19 protein-coding genes and 1 riboswitch are annotated in these 22,328 nt (G+C 64.7%); of the genes, 11 read left to right on the top strand and 8 right to left on the bottom strand.

Features of this window, described 5'->3' with window-relative positions; translation table 11 throughout:
- Positions 1-133: 133 nt before the first annotated feature.
- From F2P44_RS00945 to F2P44_RS00930, 4 genes are all read right to left on the bottom strand, one after another.
- Positions 134-1,081: a tyrosine recombinase XerC gene (locus F2P44_RS00945; protein WP_167084639.1), complete on the bottom strand. Its 948-nt coding sequence runs from the start codon at positions 1,079-1,081 to the stop codon at positions 134-136.
- Between the two features lies 1 nt (position 1,082).
- Positions 1,083-1,745 (bottom strand): DUF484 family protein, encoded by a 663-nt coding sequence (locus F2P44_RS00940; protein WP_167084181.1) that lies wholly within the window; start codon positions 1,743-1,745, stop codon positions 1,083-1,085.
- Between the two features lie 126 nt (positions 1,746-1,871).
- Positions 1,872-3,155 carry a porin gene (locus tag F2P44_RS00935; RefSeq protein WP_167084179.1) on the bottom strand — a complete coding sequence of 428 codons (1,284 nt, stop codon included), beginning with the start codon at positions 3,153-3,155 and terminating at the stop codon, positions 1,872-1,874.
- 276 nt (positions 3,156-3,431) lie between these two features.
- Positions 3,432-4,493, bottom strand: coding sequence for a porin (locus F2P44_RS00930; protein WP_167084177.1), 1,062 nt, complete (start codon positions 4,491-4,493; stop codon positions 3,432-3,434).
- A gap of 453 nt (positions 4,494-4,946) precedes the next feature.
- Between F2P44_RS00930 and F2P44_RS00925 the strand changes: the two genes are divergently transcribed.
- The gene (locus F2P44_RS00925) at positions 4,947-6,578 is read left to right on the top strand and encodes a tetratricopeptide repeat protein (protein ID WP_167084175.1); all 1,632 of its coding nucleotides are present in this window, start codon (positions 4,947-4,949) and stop codon (positions 6,576-6,578) included.
- A gap of 129 nt (positions 6,579-6,707) precedes the next feature.
- Here the strand turns inward: F2P44_RS00925 and dapF are convergent, their stop codons facing one another.
- The 3 genes from dapF to F2P44_RS00910 are packed head-to-tail and all read right to left on the bottom strand — an operon-like array spanning position 6,708 to position 9,313.
- A complete protein-coding gene (gene dapF / locus F2P44_RS00920) occupies positions 6,708-7,568 on the bottom strand; it encodes a diaminopimelate epimerase (protein ID WP_167084173.1) in 861 nt (286 codons plus the stop codon).
- 27 nt (positions 7,569-7,595) lie between these two features.
- The gene (locus F2P44_RS00915) at positions 7,596-8,465 is read right to left on the bottom strand and encodes an LpxL/LpxP family acyltransferase (protein WP_167084171.1); all 870 of its coding nucleotides are present in this window, start codon (positions 8,463-8,465) and stop codon (positions 7,596-7,598) included.
- On the bottom strand, positions 8,462-9,313 hold the full coding sequence (locus F2P44_RS00910) for a lysophospholipid acyltransferase family protein (protein ID WP_167084169.1): 852 nt from the start codon (positions 9,311-9,313) through the stop codon (positions 8,462-8,464). The genes F2P44_RS00915 and F2P44_RS00910 overlap by 4 nt, the downstream gene beginning before the upstream one ends.
- Positions 9,314-9,500: 187 nt before the next feature.
- Here F2P44_RS00910 and metK point away from each other — a divergent pair, with 187 nt between their 5' ends.
- The 4 genes from metK to metF all read left to right on the top strand — a co-directional run bounded on the left by metK (position 9,501) and on the right by metF (position 13,839).
- Positions 9,501-10,667 (top strand): methionine adenosyltransferase, encoded by a 1,167-nt coding sequence (metK, locus tag F2P44_RS00905; RefSeq protein ID WP_167084168.1) that lies wholly within the window; start codon positions 9,501-9,503, stop codon positions 10,665-10,667.
- A 388-nt stretch (positions 10,668-11,055) separates the two neighbouring features.
- Positions 11,056-11,129: riboswitch (S-adenosyl-L-homocysteine riboswitch) on the top strand.
- Positions 11,130-11,155: 26 nt separating this feature from the next.
- Positions 11,156-12,580, top strand: coding sequence for an adenosylhomocysteinase (gene ahcY, locus F2P44_RS00900; RefSeq protein WP_167084166.1), 1,425 nt, complete (start codon positions 11,156-11,158; stop codon positions 12,578-12,580).
- 85 nt (positions 12,581-12,665) lie between these two features.
- Entirely contained in the window at positions 12,666-13,019 is a 354-nt protein-coding gene (locus F2P44_RS00895; RefSeq protein ID WP_167084637.1) for a phage holin family protein, read from the top strand.
- Positions 13,006-13,839, top strand: coding sequence for a methylenetetrahydrofolate reductase [NAD(P)H] (gene metF, locus F2P44_RS00890; protein ID WP_167084164.1), 834 nt, complete (start codon positions 13,006-13,008; stop codon positions 13,837-13,839). Before F2P44_RS00895 ends, metF begins: the two co-directional genes overlap by 14 nt.
- Before the next feature lie 206 nt (positions 13,840-14,045).
- Here metF and F2P44_RS00885 read toward each other — a convergent pair whose 3' ends face one another.
- The gene (locus tag F2P44_RS00885; RefSeq protein WP_167084161.1) at positions 14,046-14,669 is read right to left on the bottom strand and encodes a 5-formyltetrahydrofolate cyclo-ligase; all 624 of its coding nucleotides are present in this window, start codon (positions 14,667-14,669) and stop codon (positions 14,046-14,048) included.
- Between the two features lie 36 nt (positions 14,670-14,705).
- Here F2P44_RS00885 and F2P44_RS00880 point away from each other — a divergent pair, with 36 nt between their 5' ends.
- From F2P44_RS00880 to F2P44_RS00855, 6 genes are read left to right on the top strand one after another with little or no spacing between them, the layout of a single operon-like run.
- Positions 14,706-16,652, top strand: a complete 1,947-nt coding sequence (locus tag F2P44_RS00880) for a lytic transglycosylase domain-containing protein (protein ID WP_167084159.1) — start codon at positions 14,706-14,708, stop codon at positions 16,650-16,652.
- 38 nt (positions 16,653-16,690) lie between these two features.
- Entirely contained in the window at positions 16,691-17,653 is a 963-nt protein-coding gene (locus F2P44_RS00875; protein WP_167084157.1) for a complex I NDUFA9 subunit family protein, read from the top strand.
- A 28-nt stretch (positions 17,654-17,681) separates the two neighbouring features.
- Positions 17,682-18,404 carry a glutathione S-transferase family protein gene (locus F2P44_RS00870; RefSeq protein ID WP_167084155.1) on the top strand — a complete coding sequence of 241 codons (723 nt, stop codon included), beginning with the start codon at positions 17,682-17,684 and terminating at the stop codon, positions 18,402-18,404.
- A 28-nt stretch (positions 18,405-18,432) separates the two neighbouring features.
- The gene (locus tag F2P44_RS00865; RefSeq protein ID WP_167084153.1) at positions 18,433-19,716 is read left to right on the top strand and encodes a multifunctional CCA addition/repair protein; all 1,284 of its coding nucleotides are present in this window, start codon (positions 18,433-18,435) and stop codon (positions 19,714-19,716) included.
- Positions 19,717-19,771: 55 nt separating this feature from the next.
- Positions 19,772-20,743 carry a cytochrome-c peroxidase gene (locus tag F2P44_RS00860; RefSeq protein ID WP_370662615.1) on the top strand — a complete coding sequence of 324 codons (972 nt, stop codon included), beginning with the start codon at positions 19,772-19,774 and terminating at the stop codon, positions 20,741-20,743.
- Complete coding sequence (locus F2P44_RS00855) at positions 20,740-22,275, top strand: DAHL domain-containing protein (RefSeq protein WP_167084149.1); 1,536 nt, start codon at positions 20,740-20,742, stop codon at positions 22,273-22,275. The genes F2P44_RS00860 and F2P44_RS00855 overlap by 4 nt, the downstream gene beginning before the upstream one ends.
- Positions 22,276-22,328 lie beyond the last annotated feature (53 nt).

The following is a 22,328-nucleotide window of genomic DNA, read 5'->3' as shown; positions in this document are numbered from 1 at the left end:
CAGTCAGTGTGGCGCCCGGAACCGGGCGAATAATCGAGCGATTATGCCGGAATTCCCAATTTGCTTCCAACTACCGCCACAACGCTTGATGCGGATCATGTCGCAGGCGGTACGGAAACGGGGTCGGGTGTGCTTATTTGGCCTTGGCGCGCGGGTGCGCCTGGTCGTACACGGCCGCCAGGTGCTGGAAATCGAGCGCCGTGTAGACCTGGGTCGAGGTGATGCTGGCGTGGCCGAGCATGTCCTGCACGGCGCGCAGGTCGCCCGACGATTGCAGCACGTGCGAGGCGAACGAGTGGCGCAGCATGTGCGGATGCACGTGCACCGGGGTGCCGGCCGTGATCGCGTGCTGTTTCAGGCGCAGCTGCACCACGCGCGGCGAGACGCGCGTGCCGCGCTCGGACAGGAACAGGGCGCCGCTGCCGTCGCTTGGTGGCGGGCGCACCGCCAGCCAGGCCGCCAGCGCGCTGCGCGCATGGCTGCCCACCGGCACCGTGCGCATCTTGTTGCCCTTGCCGGTGACCAAGACGTCGCCCGAGGCCAGGTCGATCCAGCCGAGCGAGGCCGGTTCGCCGTCGCGGCCCTTGCTGTAGGCCACATCGAGCCCGGCCAGTTCCGACACCCGCAAGCCGCTCGAATAGAGCAGCTCGAACATGGCGCGGTTGCACAGTTCGGCGCAGGTCAGGGTGGCGCGCCCGGGCGGGGCGCTCGATACCAGTTGCACCGCATCGTCCACCGCCAGCGCCTTCGGCAGCGGCTGCGGACGCTTGGGTGCGCGCACGCCGTCGGTGGGGTTGGCCGCCAGCGTCACCTGGTGCGAGAGCCAGCCGAAAAAGCCGCGCCAGCTCGACAGCTTGCGGGCGATCGAGCGCGGTCCGAGTTGCTGCCCGTGCAGGATCGAGGTCAGGCGGCGGATGTCGGCCTGGCGCACCTGCTGCCAGGGCATGCCCTTGGCAAGCAGGTGCAACTGGTGCAGGTCGCGCCGGTAAGCGCTGATGGTGTGCGGCGAGAGCTGGCGCTGGGTTGCGAGCTGGGCCAGGTAGCGTTCGACCCAGTCCGGCTCCATGGCGCCGCTGTCCATCTCAGGCACGCAGGGCGGCCAGGGCCGCGCTGGCGGTGTCGCCGATGTGGACCAGGAAATCGGTGCCCATGCTGGCGGTGAAGCGTTCCGGATCGGGGGAACCGAGGATCAGGAGGCCGAAGGCGCTGCCGTTGCTGCGCAGCGGCAAGATCACGGTCGATTGGACGGCGCCGGCGTCGGCCAGCCAGCGCACCGCTTCGAAGTCGTGGTTGCTGCCGCAGTAGGGCGCCAGCAAGCTGTTGGCGAACAGGCGCGCATCTTCCGACACGCCGTTGACATACCAGCTGCCCGCATGCGCCGGCGCCAGCTGCCACAGGCGCAGGGTGGCCTGGGGCACGCCAAAATGGGTGGCCAGGCCCTCGACCAGGGCGCGCGGCATGTCGCTGTCGTGGCGCGTCTTGAGCAGGGTCTGGGTCCAGCCGTGGAACTTGTTGGCGATGGCGGCGTTCGCTTCGGCCAGGCGCACCAGGTCCGACATGCGCAGTTCGAGCGCCTTGTATTTATCGCGCATCACTTCCATCTGGCGTTCCTGCAGCGAGACGGCCTTGCCGGTCAGGGGGCTGGACAGCTTGACCTCGCCCAGCAGCTTGACGTGTTCCTGGAAAAAGTGCGGATGGTCGGCCAGGTAGTCGGCGACGGCGGTGGAGTCCAGTGTGGCGGTCATTGAAGTCTTTGCTTGAAGTCTTGGTGCGGGTGAAAAAGGTCCCGCAATTCTAACCGACCGCTTGCGCGCGCCCATGAAAAAAGACGCCCGCAGGCGTCTTTTTTGCTCAGCTGCGTAGCGCGGCGCTTAGAAGCGGTGACGCACGCCGATCTGGATCGCGTGGCTGTCTTCGCCAGCGACTTTGGTGAAGCCGCCCGGCGAACCGGCCGCGCCCGGCGTGTACTGGCCGTCGTTCTGGTTCTTGATGTGCGACAGCACGCTGTAGATGTCGGTACGGGCCGACAGGTTGTAGTCGTAACCGACCGCCACCAGGGTCGCATCGCTGTTCGACGCGGTACGGTCGTTCTGGCGCGCTGCCGAGGCCATCAGGCGGCCCTGGCCCAGGCGGTAGTGCAGGCCCAGCTGGTAGCTGCTGGCATCGACCTGGCTGTTGCGGGTGATGTTGTCGGCGTAGATCTTGTTCAGGGCGGCGATGTTGGCAGCCGGAACGCCAGCGGCGCGCAAGCCCGGCGCGACCGAGCCGGTGAACACGTTCAGGTAGTCGGCCAGCAGGGCCGAATTGCGGTTGACCTGGTCGTGGTAGCCGGCGAACAACTTGAAGTCGCCGACTTTGACCGAACCGCCCACGGTGGTGGTGGTCAGGCTCTTGCGGCCTTGCAGGTCTTCGCCCTGGTTGTGGCCGACGCCGATGTCGAAGATGCTGGTCTTGTAGGTGACCGCGCCGCCCATGAACTTGTTGTAGCGGCCCAGGTAACCGGAATTCTTGGCGCCGTACATCAGCGAGCCGCCGAAACCGGACGGGGTGGCGATGCGGTACTGGATCGATTTCTGCGAGCGGATGTCCGCGCCCAGCGCGGTAAAGCCGGCGGTGCCGCCGGTGATGCCGCCCCAGGTGCCGCCGGTGCCGGTCTCGAAGGCGTCAGCCGCGGCGAACACTTCATAGCCCGGGGTGTACATGCGGCCGATCATGATGGCGCCCACGGGCGTGATCAGGCCGACCATCGCGGTGCGGTCGAACAGGGCTTTTTCGGAATTGACGGCAACCGCCGGCTGCAAGCCGCTGCGCAGGCTGGCCAGGGTCGAAGCCAGGGCCGGGCTCTTGAACGCATCCATGCCCTTGGTCAGGTAATAGCCTTGGTTCGGGGTCACCAGGCCAGGACTCTGGGTACCGGTGTCGAGTTCGACGCGCGCTTCCAGATTGAAGATGGCCTTGTAACCACCGCCAATGTCTTCGGTACCTTTGAAACCGATGCGCGAACCGTCCGAGATGCCACTGACGAGTTTGGCCGATTCACCTTTGGTTTTCATGAAACCGGCGTCGGCGATACCGTAAATGGTCACGCTGGACTGGGCCAGGACCGGGGCTGCGAAACAGGTAGCGATTACACCAGCGATTAATTTTGTTTTCATTGTGTCTCCAGGAGATTATTTTATTTAAAAACGAACGTGCGTACTAATTCGTTTTAACCAATATGCCATCGTTTTTTAGCCTTGTACAGAAAGCCGGGAGCGCCCGCAAGTACTGGTTGCGAAAAAGACACAGACGAGGCAAAAACGTCAATATCGTCTTATCTGAAACACCACAGCTTATCGCGGATGCAACAAGGGGCGCCGCTGGTTACCCAGCGCCGCCCCTTGTTTTATTCGACAGACCGATGTCCGGCGCGCTTCATGCCGTACCCAGCATCAGAAAGCGTGATTCACGCCCAGTGCATAGATATTCATGCTCGACGGAATGGTCGGGCCTTTCTTGTTGGACGCATCGGCGTACAGATAGGTGCGTGGCGACAGGCTGTACTCGTAGCCGATCGACATTTGCTTGGTCTTCTGCATGCCCTGGTTCAGCGCGCCCTGGTTCTTCTGGCCGTAACCGGCGAGAATCTTGCTCGAACCCATCTTGTAATTGGCGCCGACCACCCACGAACGCGATTCTTCGCTGTTAAAGAAGGTGTGGCCGCGGTCTTGCTGGACGCGGGTCGCCATCAGTTTCAGTTGCGGCGTGGCCATGACGTAGCCGGCGATCGACAGCAGGCGCGATTCGACCGCATTGCGTTCGGCGGCCAGCATCAGCGAGCCGGCGGCACCGGTGTAGGTGGCCGAGACCGAATACGGATTGGCCGACGCGTCCGAGCCAGCGCGGTACTGCGGGTTGGCCAGGTTGCCGCGGCCGACGATGGCTGCCGAACCCGAGCTCGCTTCTTTGGTGCCGACCGTGGCATTGATCTGGAAGCCATTGATCAGGTTCGAGTTATAGAACACGGCGTTCGAGAAACGGTTGGTCGAATTGCCCACCAGGCCCAGCGGGTCGGAGGTGTAGCCGGCGACCATCAGGTCGGTCTGGAAACCGGCAGGGCTCGGCACGCCGTGGAACGGCTCGAACTGGGTGCTGCTTTCCTGGAACGCGGTCAGGCCGCGTCCGATGCGCACCATACCGAAGCCGCCTTGCAGGCCGACCCGGCTCTGACCCTGGAACAGGGGACGCTGGACGCCGCCGGCGCCCTGCTCGATGGTGCCCGAGTCCGGTTCATAGCGAATTTCCATCTGGAACACGGCTTTCAAGCCGCTGCCGAGATCCTCGACCCCTTTGAAACCGAGCGTGTTATTAGCGCGCTTGCCGATGGCCAGCGATTGGTCGGTACGTTTGATCATGCCGGCATCAACCGTGCCGTAGATGACCACAGACGATTGGGCTTGTGCAAAGCCGGCGCTTGCGCCGAGAAGTGCCAGAGCGGCCAGTGATTTTTTCATGTACACGTCCTTAAAAAGTGAATCCGTCGAATCCGACAGTGCGTCGAGTTTTCAATTCCTGAACACTCGGATTAAGAAACCTTAATTGCTTGGCCATGCCTTGCCGACCATCGTGGTTGATTATGAGGGGTAGAATTGGTTGAAAGCCAATCATTCCAACGGTGTTGTTGTTTTTATGAAACGTCACAGCGTATTGATGCAGGCAAGTGGGCCTGCATTTAAATGAAAAGCTTTCATGCGGTATTCCACATATTCTTACTGACAAGCTTTGTGCGAAATCAAGGAAGTGCCCATCAGCCGCCTCCGGACCGCCTGCCTGACGTAGACTTCAAAACGTCGGCTGCCCCCGCATCAGCCAGTCAAATGTTGTCTATTGGCAAGCAAATCGGTGCCATGCGGGCTGCAGCAGGCTCAGCGGATTGATCTCCTCCACTCAACGTGATGGCATGAACCATGGCAAACCGTGAAGAACTAGCGCTCATCCGTGGCGCGCGCGCCGGCCGCGCCCAGGCCCAGCTCGAACTGGGCACGCTCTATCTGTTCGGCAGCGCGGGCTTGCCCAAAAGCTTGCCGACGGCCCTGCACTGGCTCGACCGCGCCGCCCAGCAGGGCTGCGCCACCGCCTGCCAGCTGATCGGCACCCATATTCCGTTCGATGTCGCGGTGCAGAGCCAGCGTCCGGTGGCGTGCTGGTTCGGGCAAGCCTTCGACGAAGGCAACCTGCGCGCCGGCCCGGTGCTGGCCCAGCTGATCCTGGGCGGGCATGGCGGCGCGGTGCCGGGTCCCGAGCGGCGCGAGCAAGCGTTCGCCGCGCTGGAGGCGGGTGCGGCGGCCGGCCTGGCCGAGGCCCAGTGGCTGCTGTCGCAGCACCGGCGCCTGGCCGACACGCTGGCCGTGCCCGCAGCGGCGCCGCTGCCCCCGGCAGTGCGCGCGGCAGCGCCGGCGCCGGCCGATGGCGCGCCGCCGCAGCGCGCGGCCGATCCGCGCTGGCTGCAGCGCGCCGCCGACAGCGGCATGCCGCAGGCCCAGCTCTCGCAGCTCGACCACGACTGGGACGATGGCTTGACCGATGCCTATGCCACGCGTGCGCTGCCGCTGGCCAGGGCGCTGGTGCGCCAACTGGGCGCCAGCCCACGCTCGGCCGGCCAGCTCGGCCAGGCCGACGTCACCCTGCTGTCGCGCTGCGCGCGGGCGCTGGCCGCCGGCGCGGTGGCGGGCGAGGAGGGCGGCGCTGCCGACGAAGCGGAAATCCGCCGTTTCTTCGAACTGGCCGCGGCCGAGCACGACGCCCACGCCCAGATGGCGGTCGGACTGTGGTGCGCGCGCATGCAGGTCGACGGCAAGCGCATCGCCGTCGGCGAAGGGTCGGCCAACTTCAAGAAGGCGATTCGCTGGCTGACCCTGGCCGGCAACCAGGGGTTGGCCGAAGCCTGGTATGCGCTGTCGCGTATCTATATCAAGCCTGAATTTTCCCAGCGCAATGTGCTCGACGCCCAGCGCTACCTGGAGCGCGCCGCCGAAATGGGTTACCGCGACGCCCAGCTCGAATGCGGCAACAGCGCCTGGCGTGCGCGCCGCGAAAATGAAAACAACGATGTGCGGGCCGTGTACTGGCTGCAAAAGGCGGCGCTGCAAGGCTGTCCGCAGGCGGCCACGGCGCTGCACAAGATCGCCCCGCGCTGCGAGGGCGCCGCCTATACCGAAACCGGGGCCCTGAGCGCGTACGGGCTGGGCAGCGCACATCCGCTGCTGGCCGCGCGCCTGGAACTGGCGGCCCTGTTCGGGCTCACGCGCGCCGAGGCCTTGCTGATCGACGTCAAGGCGGCCGACCAGGGGCATTGCCTGGTGGTCGATATTCGCGGCAGTTACGGGCGCAGCAAACGGCGCCTGGTGGTGCTCGATTCGATGCACGAGCGCCACGCGCTGGACCGCATCGTGCGCTTGTTCGATGGCGTCGATTGCGGTCCGGGCGGCCCGGAGGGCAATTACCGGCAGCGCTTGTACCGCCTCAAGACGCTGGTGCCGGAGTCCGAGCACGCGCATGCGGAGCAGGGCGAGGTGGAAGCCTACGAAATGGCCGCCTGAGCATAATGGCATTCGTTAAGCGGTTTTTTGACCACCAACTTCAAAACCGTCTTTTCTGCCAGTGGCAGGAATGACGGCGCTGAAGTTAACGCCATGGCCGCCTGAACCGGCAGGCGCTGACGCGGGCAGCTAGACCGTGATTTCGCCGTCGAACACCGTCACGGCCGGTCCGCTGAGCATCACCGGCTGGCCATCGCCTTCCCAGGCGATCGACAATTGGCCGCCGCGCGCACTGACGCGCACGGGCGAATCGAGCAGGCCGCGCCGGATCCCGGCCACCACGGCCGCGCACGCACCCGTGCCGCAGGCCAGCGTTTCGCCGGCGCCGCGTTCAAACACACGCAGCCGCACATGATGGCGGTCCACCACCTGCATGAAGCCCGCATTGACCTTGTTCGGAAAGCGTACATGCGCTTCGATCAGCGGCCCGGTTTCTTGCACGGGCGCCAGGTCGACATCGTCCACCACCTGCACCGCGTGCGGATTGCCCATCGACACGACCGACACAAACACGGTCTTGCCGCCCTGATACTTGATCGGCAAGGGCCACAAGGTGTCGCGTCCCTCGGCCCAGCCGCCCAGGCCGGCTGCGTCAAACGGCACCTGGGCCGTTTCCAGCACCGGCGCACCCATGTCGACCGTGATCGTGCCATCGGCTTCCAGGCGCGGGGTGATGACACCCTTCATGGTTTCCACGCGGATACTTGTCTGGCGCGTCATGCCCTTGTCGGTCACGAACTTGACGAAGGCGCGCGCGCCGTTGCCGCACTGCTCGACTTCGCCGCCATCGTTGTTAAAGATCCGATAACGGAAATCGCATTCCGCGTTCCGTGGTTTTTCCACCACAAGAATTTGGTCGGCACCGATGCCGAAACGCCGGTCCGCCAGGCGTTGCCACTGGGCGGGGCTGAAATCGACTTGCTGGCTGATCGCATCGATCACGATGAAATCGTTGCCCGCGCCATGCATCTTGGTAAATTTGAGTTTCATATTGTCAGTCTGGTCTTGGCGCGATGATTATTTCACATACGGTGAAGGCGCGCCCGGCGGACGGGTCTTGAAGCGCTTGTGCGTCCAGAAATACTCGGCCGGCGCCTCGCGCACCCGTTCCTCGATGAAGGCATTCATGCGGCGCGCCGATTCCGCCATGTCGCCGCCCGGATAATTTTCCCAGGCCGGGTAAAACGTCACCTTCCAGCCCGTGTAATCAGGCAAGAAAGTCGCCACCACCGGAATCACCTGGGCCCCGGTGGCCGCCGCAATGCGGCCGGGCGCGGTCAGGGTGGCGGCAGGGATGCCGAAAAACGGCACGAATGCGGCATCCTTGTCGCCGAAATCCATATCCGGCAGCATGAAGTAGGGCAGATGCTCGCGCATCGCGCGCAGGATCGGCTTGACCCCCTCCTTACGTGAGAACAATTGCACCGGACGAAACCGGGTGCGGCCCTTGCGCAAGACCTCGTCGAAGACGACATTTTTCTGCGGCACATACATCGAGCACAAATTCATTTCCAGCATGACCGCCACGCCGGCCACGTCCAGGCAGACGAAGTGCGGGCACAGCAAGATGGTCGGGCGCGATGCGATCTGATCCAGCGGCACACCCGGCTCGACCCGGATCAGGCGGCGCAGGCGCGCTTTCGGCGCCCACCACAGAATGGCGCGCTCCCACACGCTGCGCGAATACGACTGGAAATGCTGGCGTGCCAGCACCACCCGCTGCGCCTCGGAGAGTTCCGGCATGCACATGCGCAGATTGGTCAGCGCGATATGGCGGCGCTTCCTGAGCACCATGAACAGCAGGCTGCCCACGCCCGTGCCGATGCGCCCCAGCAGGGGCAGAGGCAACCAGTGCATCAGCCACATCAGGCCCAGCAGGATCTTCATGGGTTCTCCTGGGCGTCGGGCGCGGCCACGCCGCCGGGCTGCTTGTAGCGGTTATAACTCCAGAAATACTGGGCCGGGCAGCGCGCGATCAACTGCTCCATGGCGCGGTTGATGGTGCTCGCCTGCGCGGCGGCGCTGCCGTCGAGTTTCTCGCCGAACGGCACGAAACGCACGATGAAACCCTGGCCGCGCGGGCGCCGCTCGGCGTACACCAGGATGATCTCGGCATTGCCCATCTGGGCCAGCTTGGCCGGCAAGGTCATGCTATAGGCCGGGCGTCCGAAAAACGGCGCCCAGACGCCTTCGCCCTCCTGCGGTACCTGGTCCGGCAGCACCCCGATCGGCTCGCCGCGCTTGAGGCACTTGGCCAGGATCCGCACGCCCGACAGATTGGCCGGCGCCAGATGCAGGTTGTGGCGCGCGCGCGCGCCCTCGATCAAGGGTTTCAAGGCGGCCTGCTTGGGCGGGCGGTACATCACGGTCAGCTTGGTGCGCAGCGCGATCTGCTGGGCGGTGATCTCGAAGCAGCCCAGGTGTGGCGTGAGGAACACGATGCCGCGGCCGGCATCGAGGACCGACTGCACATAGTCCCAGTTCTCGTCGGTCGCCAGGCGCGCCACTTTGTCGGGCGGCGCGCACCACACGAAGGCCAGTTCGATGATCGACTTGCCGGACTCGGCGATGGCGGACGACAAGTGCTGGCCGAAGCCGGCCGCGCGCAGATTGGTACGCATCAGCTTGCGGTAGGAAGGGGAAGCGAGATACACGAACCAGCCCAGCGCGGCGCCCATGACATGCAGGACCGGCAGCGGCAGCTTCGATAAGGTACGGAAGAGGGGAACTAACATGGTTTTTGACGGTCGTTCAACAAACGGCTAGTTGCCTAGCCAAAATTTCTCAAGGGAGCGTAAAATACCACGTATGCAGGATCCGCCGAGTTAATAGACAACTTGCGAAGCGGAATATAAATGTCGCTAAAGCGTCGCAGGCAACCCGGTTACTGCGACTTCAATCCACCAGTAACAGGAGCATTGCATGTCAAACGATTATCTCTTCACATCCGAATCCGTCTCGGAAGGCCATCCCGACAAGGTAGCCGACCAAATTTCCGACGCCATCCTCGACGCCATCCTTGAGCAAGACCCGAAAGCGCGCGTTGCTGCCGAGACTTTATGCAATACGGGTCTGGTGGTGCTGGCCGGTGAAATCACCACCCACGCCAACGTCGATTATATTCAGGTCGCGCGCGAAACCATCAAGCGCATCGGCTACGACAACACCGACTACGGCATCGACTACCGCGGCTGCGCGGTGATGGTTTGCTACGACAAGCAATCGCCCGACATCGCCCAGGGCGTGGACGAAGGCGCCGGGCTCGACCTGGACCAGGGCGCTGGCGACCAGGGCTTGATGTTCGGCTACGCCTGCGACGAGACGGCCGAGCTGATGCCGGCCGCGATTCACTACGCGCACCGCCTGGTCGAGCGCCAGTCGCAGCTGCGCAAGGATGGCCGCCTGCCGTGGCTGCGTCCGGATGCCAAGTCGCAAGTGACGTTGCGCTACGTCGACGGCCGTCCGGTTGGGGTCGACACCGTGGTGCTGTCGACCCAGCACGCGCCGGAAGTGACGCACGCGCAGATCGAAGAAGCGGTGATTGAAGAGATCATCAAGAAAGTGCTGCCGCCCGAATGGCTGCATGGCACCCGCTACCTGGTCAACCCGACCGGGCGCTTCGTGATTGGCGGCCCGCAGGGCGATTGCGGCCTGACCGGGCGCAAGATCATTGTCGACACCTACGGCGGCGCCGCTCCCCACGGCGGCGGTGCGTTTTCGGGCAAGGATCCATCGAAAGTCGACCGTTCCGCGGCCTATGCGGCGCGTTACGTGGCCAAGAACGTGGTTGCGGCCGGACTGGCGCGCCAGTGCCAGGTGCAGGTCAGCTACGCGATCGGCGTGGCCAAGCCGATCAACATCACTGTCTACACGGAAGGCACTGGCGTGATTTCCGACGAAAAAATCGCCGCATTGGTGATGGAACACTTCGACCTGCGTCCGAAAGGCATCGTCCAGATGCTTGATTTGCTGCGTCCGATCTACCAGAAGAGTGCGGCGTACGGTCACTTCGGCCGTGAAGAGCCGGAATTCACCTGGGAGCGCACCGACAAGGTCGCCCTGCTGCGCGCCGAAGCCGGCCTCTCCTGATCCACATCGTGCAAACCCGCCAACCGGCGCGGTTTGCACCCCCAACCGGGGTCTGACCTCTGATTCGAAACATTTCGAATCAGAGGTCAGACCCCGGTTTTCGTTTGTGGCTGATTTCTACGGCGATAATGAAAACACTAGCCATTGCTGCTAAATCCGCACGAATCTCGCCAGAGAGCGTCCACAATTCCATTTTTCCGGGTTTCGCTCTCGCATGACGCAGCATCTATATACTTCGGCGCAAGGTTTATCGGCCGGGGTCTGACCTCTGATTCGAAATGTTTCTAATCAGAGGTCAGACCCCGGTTAAGGCATGTTGCGCCGCAGCGTTTTTGCCGTGCGGGCGAAATTTGGCTGGCGCAACTTGGCGTTAGCGGCTAAACTTCTCCGTTCCGAGGAGCGTTGCGACGAAATTCCCATTTCGCCAGGCTCGGAAATCCACCGCAACCGCGCTCACGTTACTTTTTTCTAACTGAAAGGAGGGCGTGATGAACGCCGTACTCAAATCTTCGCAAGACTTCCACATCGCCGATATTTCCCTCGCTGCCTGGGGCAACAAGGAAATCAAGATCGCTGAAACCGAAATGCCGGGCCTGATGGCTATCCGCGAGGAATTCGCCGCGGCCCAGCCTCTCAAGGGCGCGCGCATCACCGGTTCGCTGCACATGACCATCCAGACCGCCGTGCTGATCCAGACCCTGGAAGCCCTCGGCGCCAAGGTCCGTTGGGCATCGTGCAACATCTACTCGACCCAGGACCACGCCGCCGCCGCCATCGCCGCCGCCGGCACCCCTGTGTTCGCCGTCAAGGGCGAAACCCTGGATGAATACTGGGATTACACCCACCGCATCTTCGATTGGCCAAGCGAAGCCGGCCAGCCGGTGTACTCGAACATGATCCTCGACGATGGCGGCGATGCCACCCTGCTGCTGCACCTGGGCACGCGCGCCGAAACCGATCCGTCGGTGCTGGCCAAGCCGGGTTCGGAAGAGGAAATCTGCCTGTTCAACTCGATCAAGGCGCATCTGGCCAAGGATGCCACCTGGTACTCCAAGCGCCTGCCGCAAATCCTGGGCGTGACCGAGGAAACCACCACCGGCGTGCACCGCCTGTACCAGATGCACAAGGAAGGCAAGCTGGCCTTCCCGGCCATTAACGTCAACGATTCGGTCACCAAGTCGAAGTTCGACAATCTGTACGGTTGCCGCGAATCGCTGGTCGATGGCATCAAGCGCGCCACCGATGTGATGATCGCCGGCAAAGTGGCCGTCATCGCCGGCTATGGCGACGTGGGCAAGGGCTCGGCCCAGGCCATGCGCGCGCTGTCGGCGCAAGTGTGGGTCACCGAAATCGATCCGATTTGCGCACTGCAGGCGGCGATGGAAGGCTACCGCGTCGTGACCATGGATTACGCCGCCGAACACGGCGACATCTTCGTCACTTGCACCGGCAACTACCATATCCTGACCGAACAGCACATGCTGGCCATGAAAGACCAGGCCATCGTCTGCAATATCGGCCACTTCGATAACGAAATCGATGTCGCATCGATCAAGAAATACGAGTGGGATAACATCAAGCCGCAGGTCGATCACGTCATCTTCCCGAGCGGCAAGCGCATCATCTTGCTGGCGGAAGGCCGCCTGGTCAACCTCGGTTGCGGTACCGGCCATCCATCGTACGTGATGAGCTCGTCGTTCGCGAACCAGACCATCGCCCAGATCGAGCTGTTCGCCAACACCGACAAGTATCCGGTCGGCGTGTACGTGCTGCCGAAGCACCTGGACGAGAAAGTGGCGCGCCTGCAACTCAAAAAGCTCAATGCACAACTGACCGTGCTGACCGACGAGCAAGCGGCCTACATCACCGTCAGCAAGGAAGGCCCTTACAAGCCTGACCACTACCGCTATTAATCAGTAGCACCGGCGCGCCGCCCGCATGGCGGAGCGCGCGCCGGCTCATGTCGTTCCCTTATCAACCGGACTTTCGCTTCCCCTTATGCGCTTACTTTTGACGTGGTTGATTAACGCAGTGGCGCTATGCGCGCTGCCATTCCTGATGAGCTCGGTTCAAGTCACGAATCTCGGCGCGGCCCTGGTCGCCGCGCTCGTGCTCGGGCTGGTCAATACCCTGATCCGTCCGGTGCTGGTTCTGCTGACTCTGCCCGTAACCCTGCTATCCATGGGGTTGTTCATCCTCGTGATCAATGCGCTGCTGTTTTGGGCAGTCGCGAACCTGATCGATGGATTCCAAGTGTCAGGTTTCTGGTCGGCTTTTATTGCCGCCATCCTGTACAGCATCATTTCGTGGGCGCTGTCTACCTTACTCCTCAAAAAAGATGGCAAATCCTGACTTCAGCATCGAATTCTATCCGCCCAAGACCCCTGAAGGGGCGGACAAGCTGCGCGTGGCGCGCGCCAAACTGGCGCTGCTGCAACCTAAATATTTCTCGGTCACCTTCGGCGCCGGCGGCAGCACCCAGCAGGGCACGCTCGACACCGTGGTCGAGATCCTCGGCGAGGGCCACCAGGCCGCACCCCACCTGTCTTGCGTAGGCGCATCGCGCGAGTCGATCCGCACGATCTTGAAACAGTTCCAGTCGCACGGCATCCGGCGTCTGGTGGCCTTGCGCGGCGATTTGCCGAGCGGCTACGGCGGCGCGGGCGAGCTGCGCTATGCCAGCGAGCTGGTCGAGTTCATCCGGGCAGAGACCGGCGACTGGTTTCACATCGAAGTGGCGGCCTATCCCGAGGTGCATCCCCAGGCCAGGTCGCCGCAGGACGATTTGCAGAACTTCGCGCGCAAGGTGCAGTGCGGCGCGAATGCCGCGATCACGCAGTATTTTTACAACGCCGACGCGTATTTTGCGTTCATGGACCAGACCCGCAAGCTGGGGATCGATATTCCCGTGGTCGCCGGCATCATGCCGATTACCAATTACACGCAATTGATGCGGTTTTCGGACATGTGCGGGGCGGAAATTCCGCGCTGGGTGCGCTTGAAGCTGGCCAGTTTCGGCGATGACAGCGCCTCGATCAAGGCCTTCGGGCTCGATGTGGTGACCCAGCTGTGCGAGCGCTTGCTGGCCGGCGGCGCGCCGGGCTTGCATTTCTACAGCATGAACCAGGCGGTGGCGACGACGGCCTTGTTGGAGCGCTTGAAGCTTGCTTAAGGGCTGCCTGAGGGCTGTATGGTGATGCATGCCAGCGGCTCACTTGTTGCTGCATTGACCTAAAACCGTCGTCCTCGCGCCAAGGCGGCACTCGGCGGGGACCCAAGTTCGAAGCGCCCTCTGTGGCTTGAGAGCGCACTTGTTCCTGCCGAGTGCCGCCTTGGCGCAGGGACGACGGAGCGCGTGTTGGTGGTGAAAGATAGCAATCACCCTTCCGTTATCAGCAGATCGAGCGCCACATCATGCTGCGCGCCTGCAAACGCCACCTGATCGCCCGCATACGCAATCCCCACCGTGTACGGCCGTGGCAGCGCCTCCAGCGTGCGGTCGTAATAGCCCCCGCCATATCCCAGCCGATAGCGCTCGGCGGTAAACCCCAGGCACGGCACCAGCAGCACCGGCGGGCGCTCCAGCACCCGCCGCAGCGCCGGCACCGCCACCCCCATCCGGTCGCTCAGCATGGCCTCGCCCGGCACCCACTCCACGAACGCCAGCGCCGTATCCGGCGCCACCACCAGCGGCAGCGCCAGCCGCACTCCGGCCCGCGCCAGTTCGGCGTAGAGCGGATGCAAATCGGGCTCGCCCCGCAGCGGCCAATACACCCCCAGCAGCGCGGCCTCGCCAGCCGTGCGGCCCCGCCACCACGCCAGCACGCGCGCGCCGATCGCCGCATCGCGCTGCGCCTTTTGCACGGGATCGAGCGCGCGCCGGGCCGCCTTCAGCATCGTGCGCAACGCGGCCTTGTCGGCCCCATGTGCGAATGCAGCATGCGAGTTCGCCGATGCTGGCAGGGCAGCACTTGCGCATGGTATTCTAGGTTCGCCGGTCATGTGTTAAATGAAGTATCCATGGAGAGTTGCATACTGATGTTTTTGCCAAAATTGTTTGCCGTCGCGATTGTCGCCGGAGCCTGCCTGATCCCCGCCTACGCCCAGGCGCCAGTGCCCCCGTACGACCCGCGTGCCGACGACGATACCTTCCTGCTGCTGCGCGAGGCCTCGCGCCAGGATGACGCGGCCAAGGCCAACGCGTATGCCTCGCGCCTGCAGAACTATCCGATCCCGTCGTATGTCGATTATTATCGGCTCAAAACCCGCATGCGGGTCGCCTCGGGCGATGAATTCCGCGATTTCCTCACCCGCTACAAAGGCCTGGCCATCGCCGACCGCCTGCGCAACGACTGGCTGCTGGAACTGGGCCGCGCGCGCGACTGGGCCAATTTTGACCAGCAGCTGCCCCTGTTCGTGCTCAACGACGACACCCAGGTCAAGTGCTACGCCCTGATGTCGCGCGTGGCGCGCGGCGACAAGGTGGCCGACGACGCCCGTGCACTGCTGGCCAATCCGCCCGGCTACGGCGATGCTTGCGGCGCCCTCATTTCCACCCTGGCCCAATCCGGCCAGTTCGACGCCAACGACTTGCTGGCCCAGCTGCGCCTGGCCGGCGAAACCAAGGCCACCGGCCCGGCGCGCCGCATCGCCGCGCTGCTCGGCGTATCCGAACTGCACGCCTCGCAAGCGGTCGACCTGCCGGCGCTGGCCATGGCGCGCGGCATCGGCGACACCCGCGCCGACCACGAAGTCTACCTGATGGCGGTGGCCCGCATGGCGCGCACCAGCCAGAAGCTGGCCGTGATCGCCCTGAACAAGAACGCGCCGCGCCTGTCGCCCCAGGAGCAAGCCATCGGCTGGGCTGGCATTGCGCACGCCGCTTCCCTGACGCTCGCTCCCGAAGCCTACGATTACTGGCGCAAGAGCGCCGGCGCGCCGCTCACGGCCGAACAGGTCCAGTGGAAAACCCGCATCGCCCTGCGCCGCGCCGACTGGAAAACCGTCAAGGCCAGCATCGAATCGATGCCGGCCCCGCTGCGCGCCCAACCCGGCTGGACTTACTGGCTGGGCCGCGCGCAGCAGGCCGAACACGGCGCCCACGAGGCGGCCGTCGCCCTGTACCAGCGCATCGCCGACCAGAACAGTTTTTATGGCCAGCTGGCGCTGGAAGAACTGGGCCAGCTCATTTCGATTCCGCCGCCCGGTCCCGCCCTCACGCCCGAGGAAATGGCGCCCATGGCCAGCAACCCGGGCCTGCGGCGCGCGCTCAAGTTCTTCAGCCTGCGCCTGCGCCCCGAGGGCACGCGCGAGTGGAACTGGGAACTGCGCAAGTTCAGCGAACGCGAACTGCTGGCCGCGGCCGAATTCGCGCGCATGAACCAGATCCTCGACCGCATGGTCAATACCTCGGACCGTACCCGCACCCAGTTCGACTACACCCAGCGCTTCCCGTCGCCGCACAACGACATCCTGCACCCGACCGCGCAGCAGCTCGGCCTGGACCGGGCCTGGGTGTATGGCCTGATCCGCCAGGAATCGCGCTTCATCATGGATGCGCAGTCGAACGTGGGCGCCTCCGGCCTGATGCAGGTCATGCCCGCCACCGGCGCCTACGTGGCGCGCAAGATCGGCCTGGGCGACTACGTCAAGAACAAGCTGACCGACGTGCGCACCAACATCCTGCTCGGGGCAAACTACATGAGCATGGTGCTGGCCAATGCCGACGGCTCGCAAACCCTGGCCACGGCCGCCTACAACGCCGGTCCGGGTCGCATGCGCAACTGGCGCGCCACCCTGGACGAGCCGATGGAAGGGGCCATCTTCGCCGAGTCGATCCCGTACATGGAAACCCGGATCTACGTGAAGAATGTGATGTCCAACGCGACCAACTATGCCGCGCTGTTCGAGAACAAGCCGCAGTCGCTCAAGGCGCGCCTTGGCAAAATTTCGCCGCGCAGCGCCCAGGGCAACGACCTGCCCTGATGCGCTAGCGCGGCGCCATCATTGATGGAGCGAGCACGATGAAAGACATGACGGTAGTGGTGTTCGGCGGCTCCGGCTTCATCGGCAGCCATCTGGTGGCGCGCCTGTCGCAGGAGGGCGCGCGCGTGATCGTGCCGACCCGCCGCGCCGAACGCGCCAGGCACCTGATCTTCCTGCCGCGCGTGGAGGTGGTGGGGGCCGACATCGGCGACGATGCCACCCTGCGCCGCCTGCTGGCCGGGGCCGATGCCGCCATCAACCTGGTGGGGGTGCTGCATTCGCGCCGCGGCCAGCCGTACGGGCCTGACTTCAGGCGCGCCCACGTCGAACTGCCGCGCCGTATCGTCGCCGCCTGCGCCGCCACCGGCGTTGCGCGCTACCTGCATATGAGCGCCCTGGGCGCGGCCGCCGACGGCCCGTCGATGTACCAGCGCTCCAAGGCCGACGGCGAAGTGGCCGCGCGTGCCGAACCCTCGGTGGCGGCCACCATTTTCCGCCCGTCGGTGGTGTTCGGCCCGGGCGACAGTTTTCTCACCACCTTCGCGCGCATGCAGAAGTGGCTGCCGTGTATTCCGCTGGCCGGCGCCGCCACCGACTTCCAGCCGATCTGCGTGGCCGACGTGGCCGACGCTTTCACCCACGCGCTGGGCGACCTGAAAACGCGCCACCAGGTGTATGGCCTGGGCGGCCCGCAAATCTATTCGCTGGCCGAACTGGTGCGCCTGGCCGGGCGCTACGCGGGCCACCGGCGGCCGGTGTTCGGCATTCCCGACCCCCTGGCGCGCCTCCAGGCCATGCTGTTCGAGCTGCTGCCGGGCGCCCCCATCATCAGCCGCGACAACCTCGATTCGATGAAGGTCGATAACGTGGTCGATCCGGCCATCCAGGCCACCACCGCCGCCGCCCTCGGCCTGCACCTGCGCGCGCTGGAAGCGGTGGCGCCGCGCTACCTGGCGCCACACGAACGCTTCGACGATTACCGCGCGCGCGCGGGACGCTGACCATTTACTTTTTTTCGGAACTGTCACAATGCAAACCACAGAACTTGATCCGACCCTCTCGCAGACCCTGGACGATGCCCGCAAGGCCGGCCTGACCCTCATCATCGGCAACAAGAATTATTCGACCTGGTCGATGCGGCCGTGGGTGGCGGCCACCGCCTTCGGCATTCCGTTCAACGAAGTGCGGGTGCTGCTCGACCAGCCCGATACGTCCGCGCGCATCGCCGAGTATTCCGGCGCGGGCCGGGTGCCGGTACTCATCGCCGGCGAAATGACGATCTGGGACAGCCTGTCGATCTGCGAATACCTGGCCGAGCAATTCCCGGAAAAGCACATGTGGCCACAGGACGTGGCGGCGCGCGCGATGGCGCGTTCGGTGACGGCCGAAATGCATAGCGGCTTTGCCGACCTGCGCAGCGCCATGGCGATGAATATCCGCATGAGCCTTCCGGGACGCGGGCGCACCCCCGGCGCCCAGGGCGACATCGGCCGCATCAGCGAGATCTGGGAAGAGTGCCTGTCGCGCTTCGGCCACCACCAGTTCCTGTTCGGCGATTTTTCGATCGCGGACGCGTTTTTTGCGCCGGTGGTGATGCGCTTCCGGATTTACGGCGTGGCGCTGGCGCCGGCCCTGCAAGCCTACTGCGAGCGGGTCCAGGCCCACCCGGCCGTGGCGCGCTGGGTGCGCGAAGCGCTGGCCGAAACCGACATCGCCGCCCACCATGACGAAGAAATCCGCGGCAAGCCATAATAGCGGTTCAGTCAACACTATCTTCAGCATGAAAACATACATCGTAGGCGGCGCCGTGCGCGACGGCCTTCTGGGCCTGCCGGTGCAGGACCGCGACTGGATCGTGGTCGGCGCCACGCCCGAAGACATGCTGGCCGAAGGCTTTCGCCCGGTCGGCAAGGACTTCCCGGTCTTCCTGCATCCCAAGACGCAGGAAGAGTACGCGCTTGCCCGCACCGAGCGCAAGACCGCGCCCGGCTACCGCGGCTTCGTGTTCCACACTTCGCCCGACGTCACCCTCGAAGAAGACCTGGTGCGGCGCGACCTGACCATCAACGCCATCGCGCGCGACGCCGACGGGACCATCACCGATCCGTTCGGCGGCCAGCGCGACCTGGAAGCGAAAATCTTCCGCCACGTCTCCGATGCCTTTGCCGAAGACCCGGTGCGCATCCTGCGCCTGGCGCGCTTCGCGGCGCGCTTTCCCGGCTTTACGGTGGCGCCCGAAACGATGGAACTGATGCGGCGCATGGTGCTGGCGGGCGAAGTCGACGCCCTGGTGGCCGAGCGGGTCTGGCAGGAAGTGGCGCGCGGACTGATGGAGCAAACACCGTCGCGCATGCTCAGCGTGCTGCGCGAGTGCGGGGCGCTTGGGCGCATCATGCCGGAGCTGGACGCCTTGTGGGGAGTGCCGCAGCCGCCGCTGCACCACCCCGAAATCGATACGGGCGTGCACATGATGCTGGTGATCGACTACGCGGCCGAACGCGGTTTCGATTTGCCGGTGCGCTTCGCCGCCCTGATGCACGACCTGGGCAAGGGCGCCACGCCCGCCGAACACTGGCCGCGCCACCACGGCCACGAGCAGCTTGGCCTGGCCCTGATCGAGGCTGTCTGCGCGCGCCTCAAGGTGCCAGGCGAGTGCCGCGACCTGGCCGTCATGACGGCGCGCGAGCACGGCAACGTCAGCCGCGCCCAGCAATTGCGTGCCAATACCCTGGTGACCCTGTTCGAGCGTTGCGACGCTTTCCGCAAGCCGCTCCGTTTTGAACAGATGCTGCTGGCGGCCGAGAGCGACTCCCGCGGACGTGGCGGCGCGGGCGACGATTTCCGCACCCGGCCGTATCCGCAAGGGCCCTACCTGCTCGGCGCCCTGGCGGCGGCGCGCTCGGTCAACGCCGGCGAGGTGGCGCTGCGCTGCGGCGACAACAAGCAGCAAATTCCCCACGCCGTGCATACGGCGCGCGTCTCGGCCGTCAAGGCGGCCCTGCGCCTCGGCGACGAGCCCGGTCAGGCGGACGACAGGACCGGTGCGAATCCTGCTATTCTTTGATCCGATATTGGCATTGACACGGAGAAACGGGATGCTGTCCACCTTGCGCCGGTCCGTGGGTCGGACCCTTGCCGCGCTCGCCTGCTGCTGGGCAGGTGCCGCTGCGGCCCAGGCGCTTGTCAATGAGCCTATCCGTCCGCTGCCGCTCAAGGCGGTGGGCGACCCGGCGCGCATCGCGCTCGGCGCGCGCCTGTTCCAGGACCCGCGTTTTTCGCGCGACAGCACGCACAGCTGTGCCACCTGCCACCAGTTGCGCCGTGGCGGCACCGACGGCAAGGCCCTCGCCATGGGGCCGGACGGCAAGCCGGCGCGTTTTAATACCCCGACGGTCTACAACAGCAGTTTCAATTACCGCCAGACCTGGACCGGGCGCCACAGCGGCGTCGAGCAACTGCTCGACCATGTGATCACCAAGCCCAAGGGCTTTGCCGACAACTGGGAGCTGATGGCCGCGCGCCTGGCCCGGGACGAGGCGCTGTCGGCCCAGTTCGTGGAGGTGTACGGCGATGTCATGCGTCCGGCCTATGTGCGCGACGCGCTCGACCAGTATCTGCGTTCGCTGGTGACGCCGTCGCGCTTCGACCGCTATCTGCGCGGCGAGGCCGGCGCCATCACGGCCGAGGAGGAACGCGGCTACCTGCGCTTCAAGAGCTATGGCTGCGCGGCCTGCCACCAGGGCATCAACGTGGGCGGCAACCTGTTCCAGAAACTGGGCGCCATGCGCGAGATGCCGGGGCTGGAAACGAGCGGCGCCGACCTGGGCCGCTACCAGGTCACCGGCCGCAACGTCGACCGCAACGTGTTCCGCGTGCCCGGCCTGCGCAATGTCGCGCTGACCGCGCCGTACTTCCATGACGGCTCGGTCGGCACGCTCGACCAGGCGGTCGAGCTGATGTTCAAATACCAGCTCGGGCGCACCGCCTCGCAGCAGGACAAGGAATTGATCGTGCGCTTCCTGCACACCCTGAGCGGCGAGAAGCTGGTGCCGGGCGTGCCGCCGGCAGTGCCGCCGGGAGTTCCGCCATGAGGGGCGCCTTCGGCACCTGGCGCCGCGTCGCCGGGCTGCTGCTGCTGGCCGCGCTGATGGTGGTGCTGGGCGTGCTGTTCAACCGCACCCAGGCCGTCGACATCGAAGCGCAGAACCGGATCATGCTCAACCTGCGCGAGCTGGAAAAGCTCGATTCGGAGTGGAACGTCAACATCCTGCGCTCGCACATCGGCTTGAACACCAATTACGACCCGCTCTCGGCACCGCTGGCGCGCATGCGCGAACTGCAGCTGCGCCTGGGCGCCGCGCTGCCCATCACCGGCAATGCCAAGGCCGGGGAAGCGCTGGAGCAGGTCACGCGCGCGCTGGTGAAGAAGGAAGAACTGGTCGAGCAGTTCAAGACCCAGAACGCGATCTTGCGCAATTCGCTGATCTTTTTCCCGCCCGCGATCACCGATCTGAAGACCGAGTTGAATGGCATCGAAGGCGCGATCGTGCAGGCGCGCACGGTGCTGGCGCTCGACAGCGCCCTGAATAGCCTGCTGAGCGACATCCTGCGCTACAACCTGGCGCCGTCGCCGGCCCTGGCGGCGCAGATCGAACGCACGATCGCCTCGATGCAGCCGCTGCGCGGCGATTTTTCGGACAGCGTGAGCGACACCATCGATGAACTGGGGCGCCACGCGCACGCCATCCTGCGCTACCGCCAGATGGAAAACGAACTCGAAATGCATATCGCGAACAGCCGCACCGCCGAAGCGATGGACAAGCTGGGCAGCCTGTTCGATACCTCGTTCGACCAGGTGCTGATCGAAAAGCAGCATTACCGGACTTACCTGTTTGCGTATTCAGGTTTGCTGCTGCTGCTGTTGATGTACGTGGCGCGGCGCCTGCTGCGCAGCTACAGCATCATCGGCGAGGTCAATCGCAGTTTGCAGGCCGCCAACGAGACGCTGGAGCATCGCGTGGCCGAGCGCACGGCGGCGCTGGAAGCGCAGACGGCGCGCCTGAAGCAGCTGGCCCAGCACGACAGCCTGACCGGCTTGGTCAATTATGGCGAACTCACGCGCCTGCTGGCGCATGCGCTGGTGCGGGCCGGCCGGCGCGGCGACGTGGTGGTGGCCATGTTCATCGACCTCGATGGCTTCAAGGCGGTCAACGACACCTACGGGCACGCGACCGGGGACCTGGTGCTGTGCGAAGTGGCCAAACGGGTGCAGGAAAAGCTGCGCAAGGAAGATGCGCTGGCGCGCCTGGGCGGGGATGAATTCGTGATCCTGCTGGAAGAGGTCAGTGGCCGCGAGGGAGCCTTGCGGGTGGCGCAGCAGACGCTCGACGCGATCCGCTCGATCACCGAGGCGGGCGGCTTCCCGGTGCGCATCTCGGCCAGTATCGGCGTGGCCAGCGCCAAGGGCAAGGAAGGCTTCATGCGTGGCGCGCCGGCCTTGCTGGCCGATGCCGACCAGGCCATGTACCAGGCCAAGCAGGGCGGCAAGAACGGGATTTCGTTCAGTCCGCAGGCGCAGTGGAATGAGGTGCCGATGTCGACGGCGGTAACGACGGCGGTGTGAGGGTAGCTCGATAGGGATACTCTCGTTAGCCTCAAAACCGTCGTTCCCGACCT

This window comes from Massilia frigida, from assembly GCF_011682175.1.
In the GTDB taxonomy this organism is placed as follows: domain Bacteria; phylum Pseudomonadota; class Gammaproteobacteria; order Burkholderiales; family Burkholderiaceae_D; genus Telluria_A; species Telluria_A frigida.
Note: the sequence above shows the minus strand (reverse complement) of the source record. Positions and strands in the feature narration are given on the sequence as shown.

Excerpts from the sequence above, each read along its gene's own strand:
- F2P44_RS00855 (WP_167084149.1), top strand. The coding sequence starts at position 20,740 with ATGAGGGGCGCCTTCGGCACCTGGCGCCGCGTCGCCGGGCTGCTGCTG.
- F2P44_RS00880 (WP_167084159.1), top strand. The coding sequence starts at position 14,706 with ATGTTTTTGCCAAAATTGTTTGCCGTCGCGATTGTCGCCGGAGCCTGC.
- F2P44_RS00885 (WP_167084161.1), bottom strand. The coding sequence starts at position 14,669 with ATGACCGGCGAACCTAGAATACCATGCGCAAGTGCTGCCCTGCCAGCA.
- dapF (WP_167084173.1), bottom strand. The coding sequence starts at position 7,568 with ATGAAACTCAAATTTACCAAGATGCATGGCGCGGGCAACGATTTCATC.
- F2P44_RS00930 (WP_167084177.1), bottom strand. The coding sequence starts at position 4,493 with ATGAAAAAATCACTGGCCGCTCTGGCACTTCTCGGCGCAAGCGCCGGC.
- F2P44_RS00865 (WP_167084153.1), top strand. The coding sequence starts at position 18,433 with ATGAAAACATACATCGTAGGCGGCGCCGTGCGCGACGGCCTTCTGGGC.
- ahcY (WP_167084166.1), top strand. The coding sequence starts at position 11,156 with ATGAACGCCGTACTCAAATCTTCGCAAGACTTCCACATCGCCGATATT.
- F2P44_RS00915 (WP_167084171.1), bottom strand. The coding sequence starts at position 8,465 with ATGAAGATCCTGCTGGGCCTGATGTGGCTGATGCACTGGTTGCCTCTG.
- metK (WP_167084168.1), top strand. The coding sequence starts at position 9,501 with ATGTCAAACGATTATCTCTTCACATCCGAATCCGTCTCGGAAGGCCAT.
- F2P44_RS00870 (WP_167084155.1), top strand. The coding sequence starts at position 17,682 with ATGCAAACCACAGAACTTGATCCGACCCTCTCGCAGACCCTGGACGAT.
- F2P44_RS00895 (WP_167084637.1), top strand. The coding sequence starts at position 12,666 with ATGCGCTTACTTTTGACGTGGTTGATTAACGCAGTGGCGCTATGCGCG.
- F2P44_RS00910 (WP_167084169.1), bottom strand. The coding sequence starts at position 9,313 with ATGTTAGTTCCCCTCTTCCGTACCTTATCGAAGCTGCCGCTGCCGGTC.
- metF (WP_167084164.1), top strand. The coding sequence starts at position 13,006 with ATGGCAAATCCTGACTTCAGCATCGAATTCTATCCGCCCAAGACCCCT.
- F2P44_RS00940 (WP_167084181.1), bottom strand. The coding sequence starts at position 1,745 with ATGACCGCCACACTGGACTCCACCGCCGTCGCCGACTACCTGGCCGAC.
- F2P44_RS00945 (WP_167084639.1), bottom strand. The coding sequence starts at position 1,081 with ATGGACAGCGGCGCCATGGAGCCGGACTGGGTCGAACGCTACCTGGCC.
- F2P44_RS00875 (WP_167084157.1), top strand. The coding sequence starts at position 16,691 with ATGAAAGACATGACGGTAGTGGTGTTCGGCGGCTCCGGCTTCATCGGC.
- F2P44_RS00925 (WP_167084175.1), top strand. The coding sequence starts at position 4,947 with ATGGCAAACCGTGAAGAACTAGCGCTCATCCGTGGCGCGCGCGCCGGC.
- F2P44_RS00935 (WP_167084179.1), bottom strand. The coding sequence starts at position 3,155 with ATGAAAACAAAATTAATCGCTGGTGTAATCGCTACCTGTTTCGCAGCC.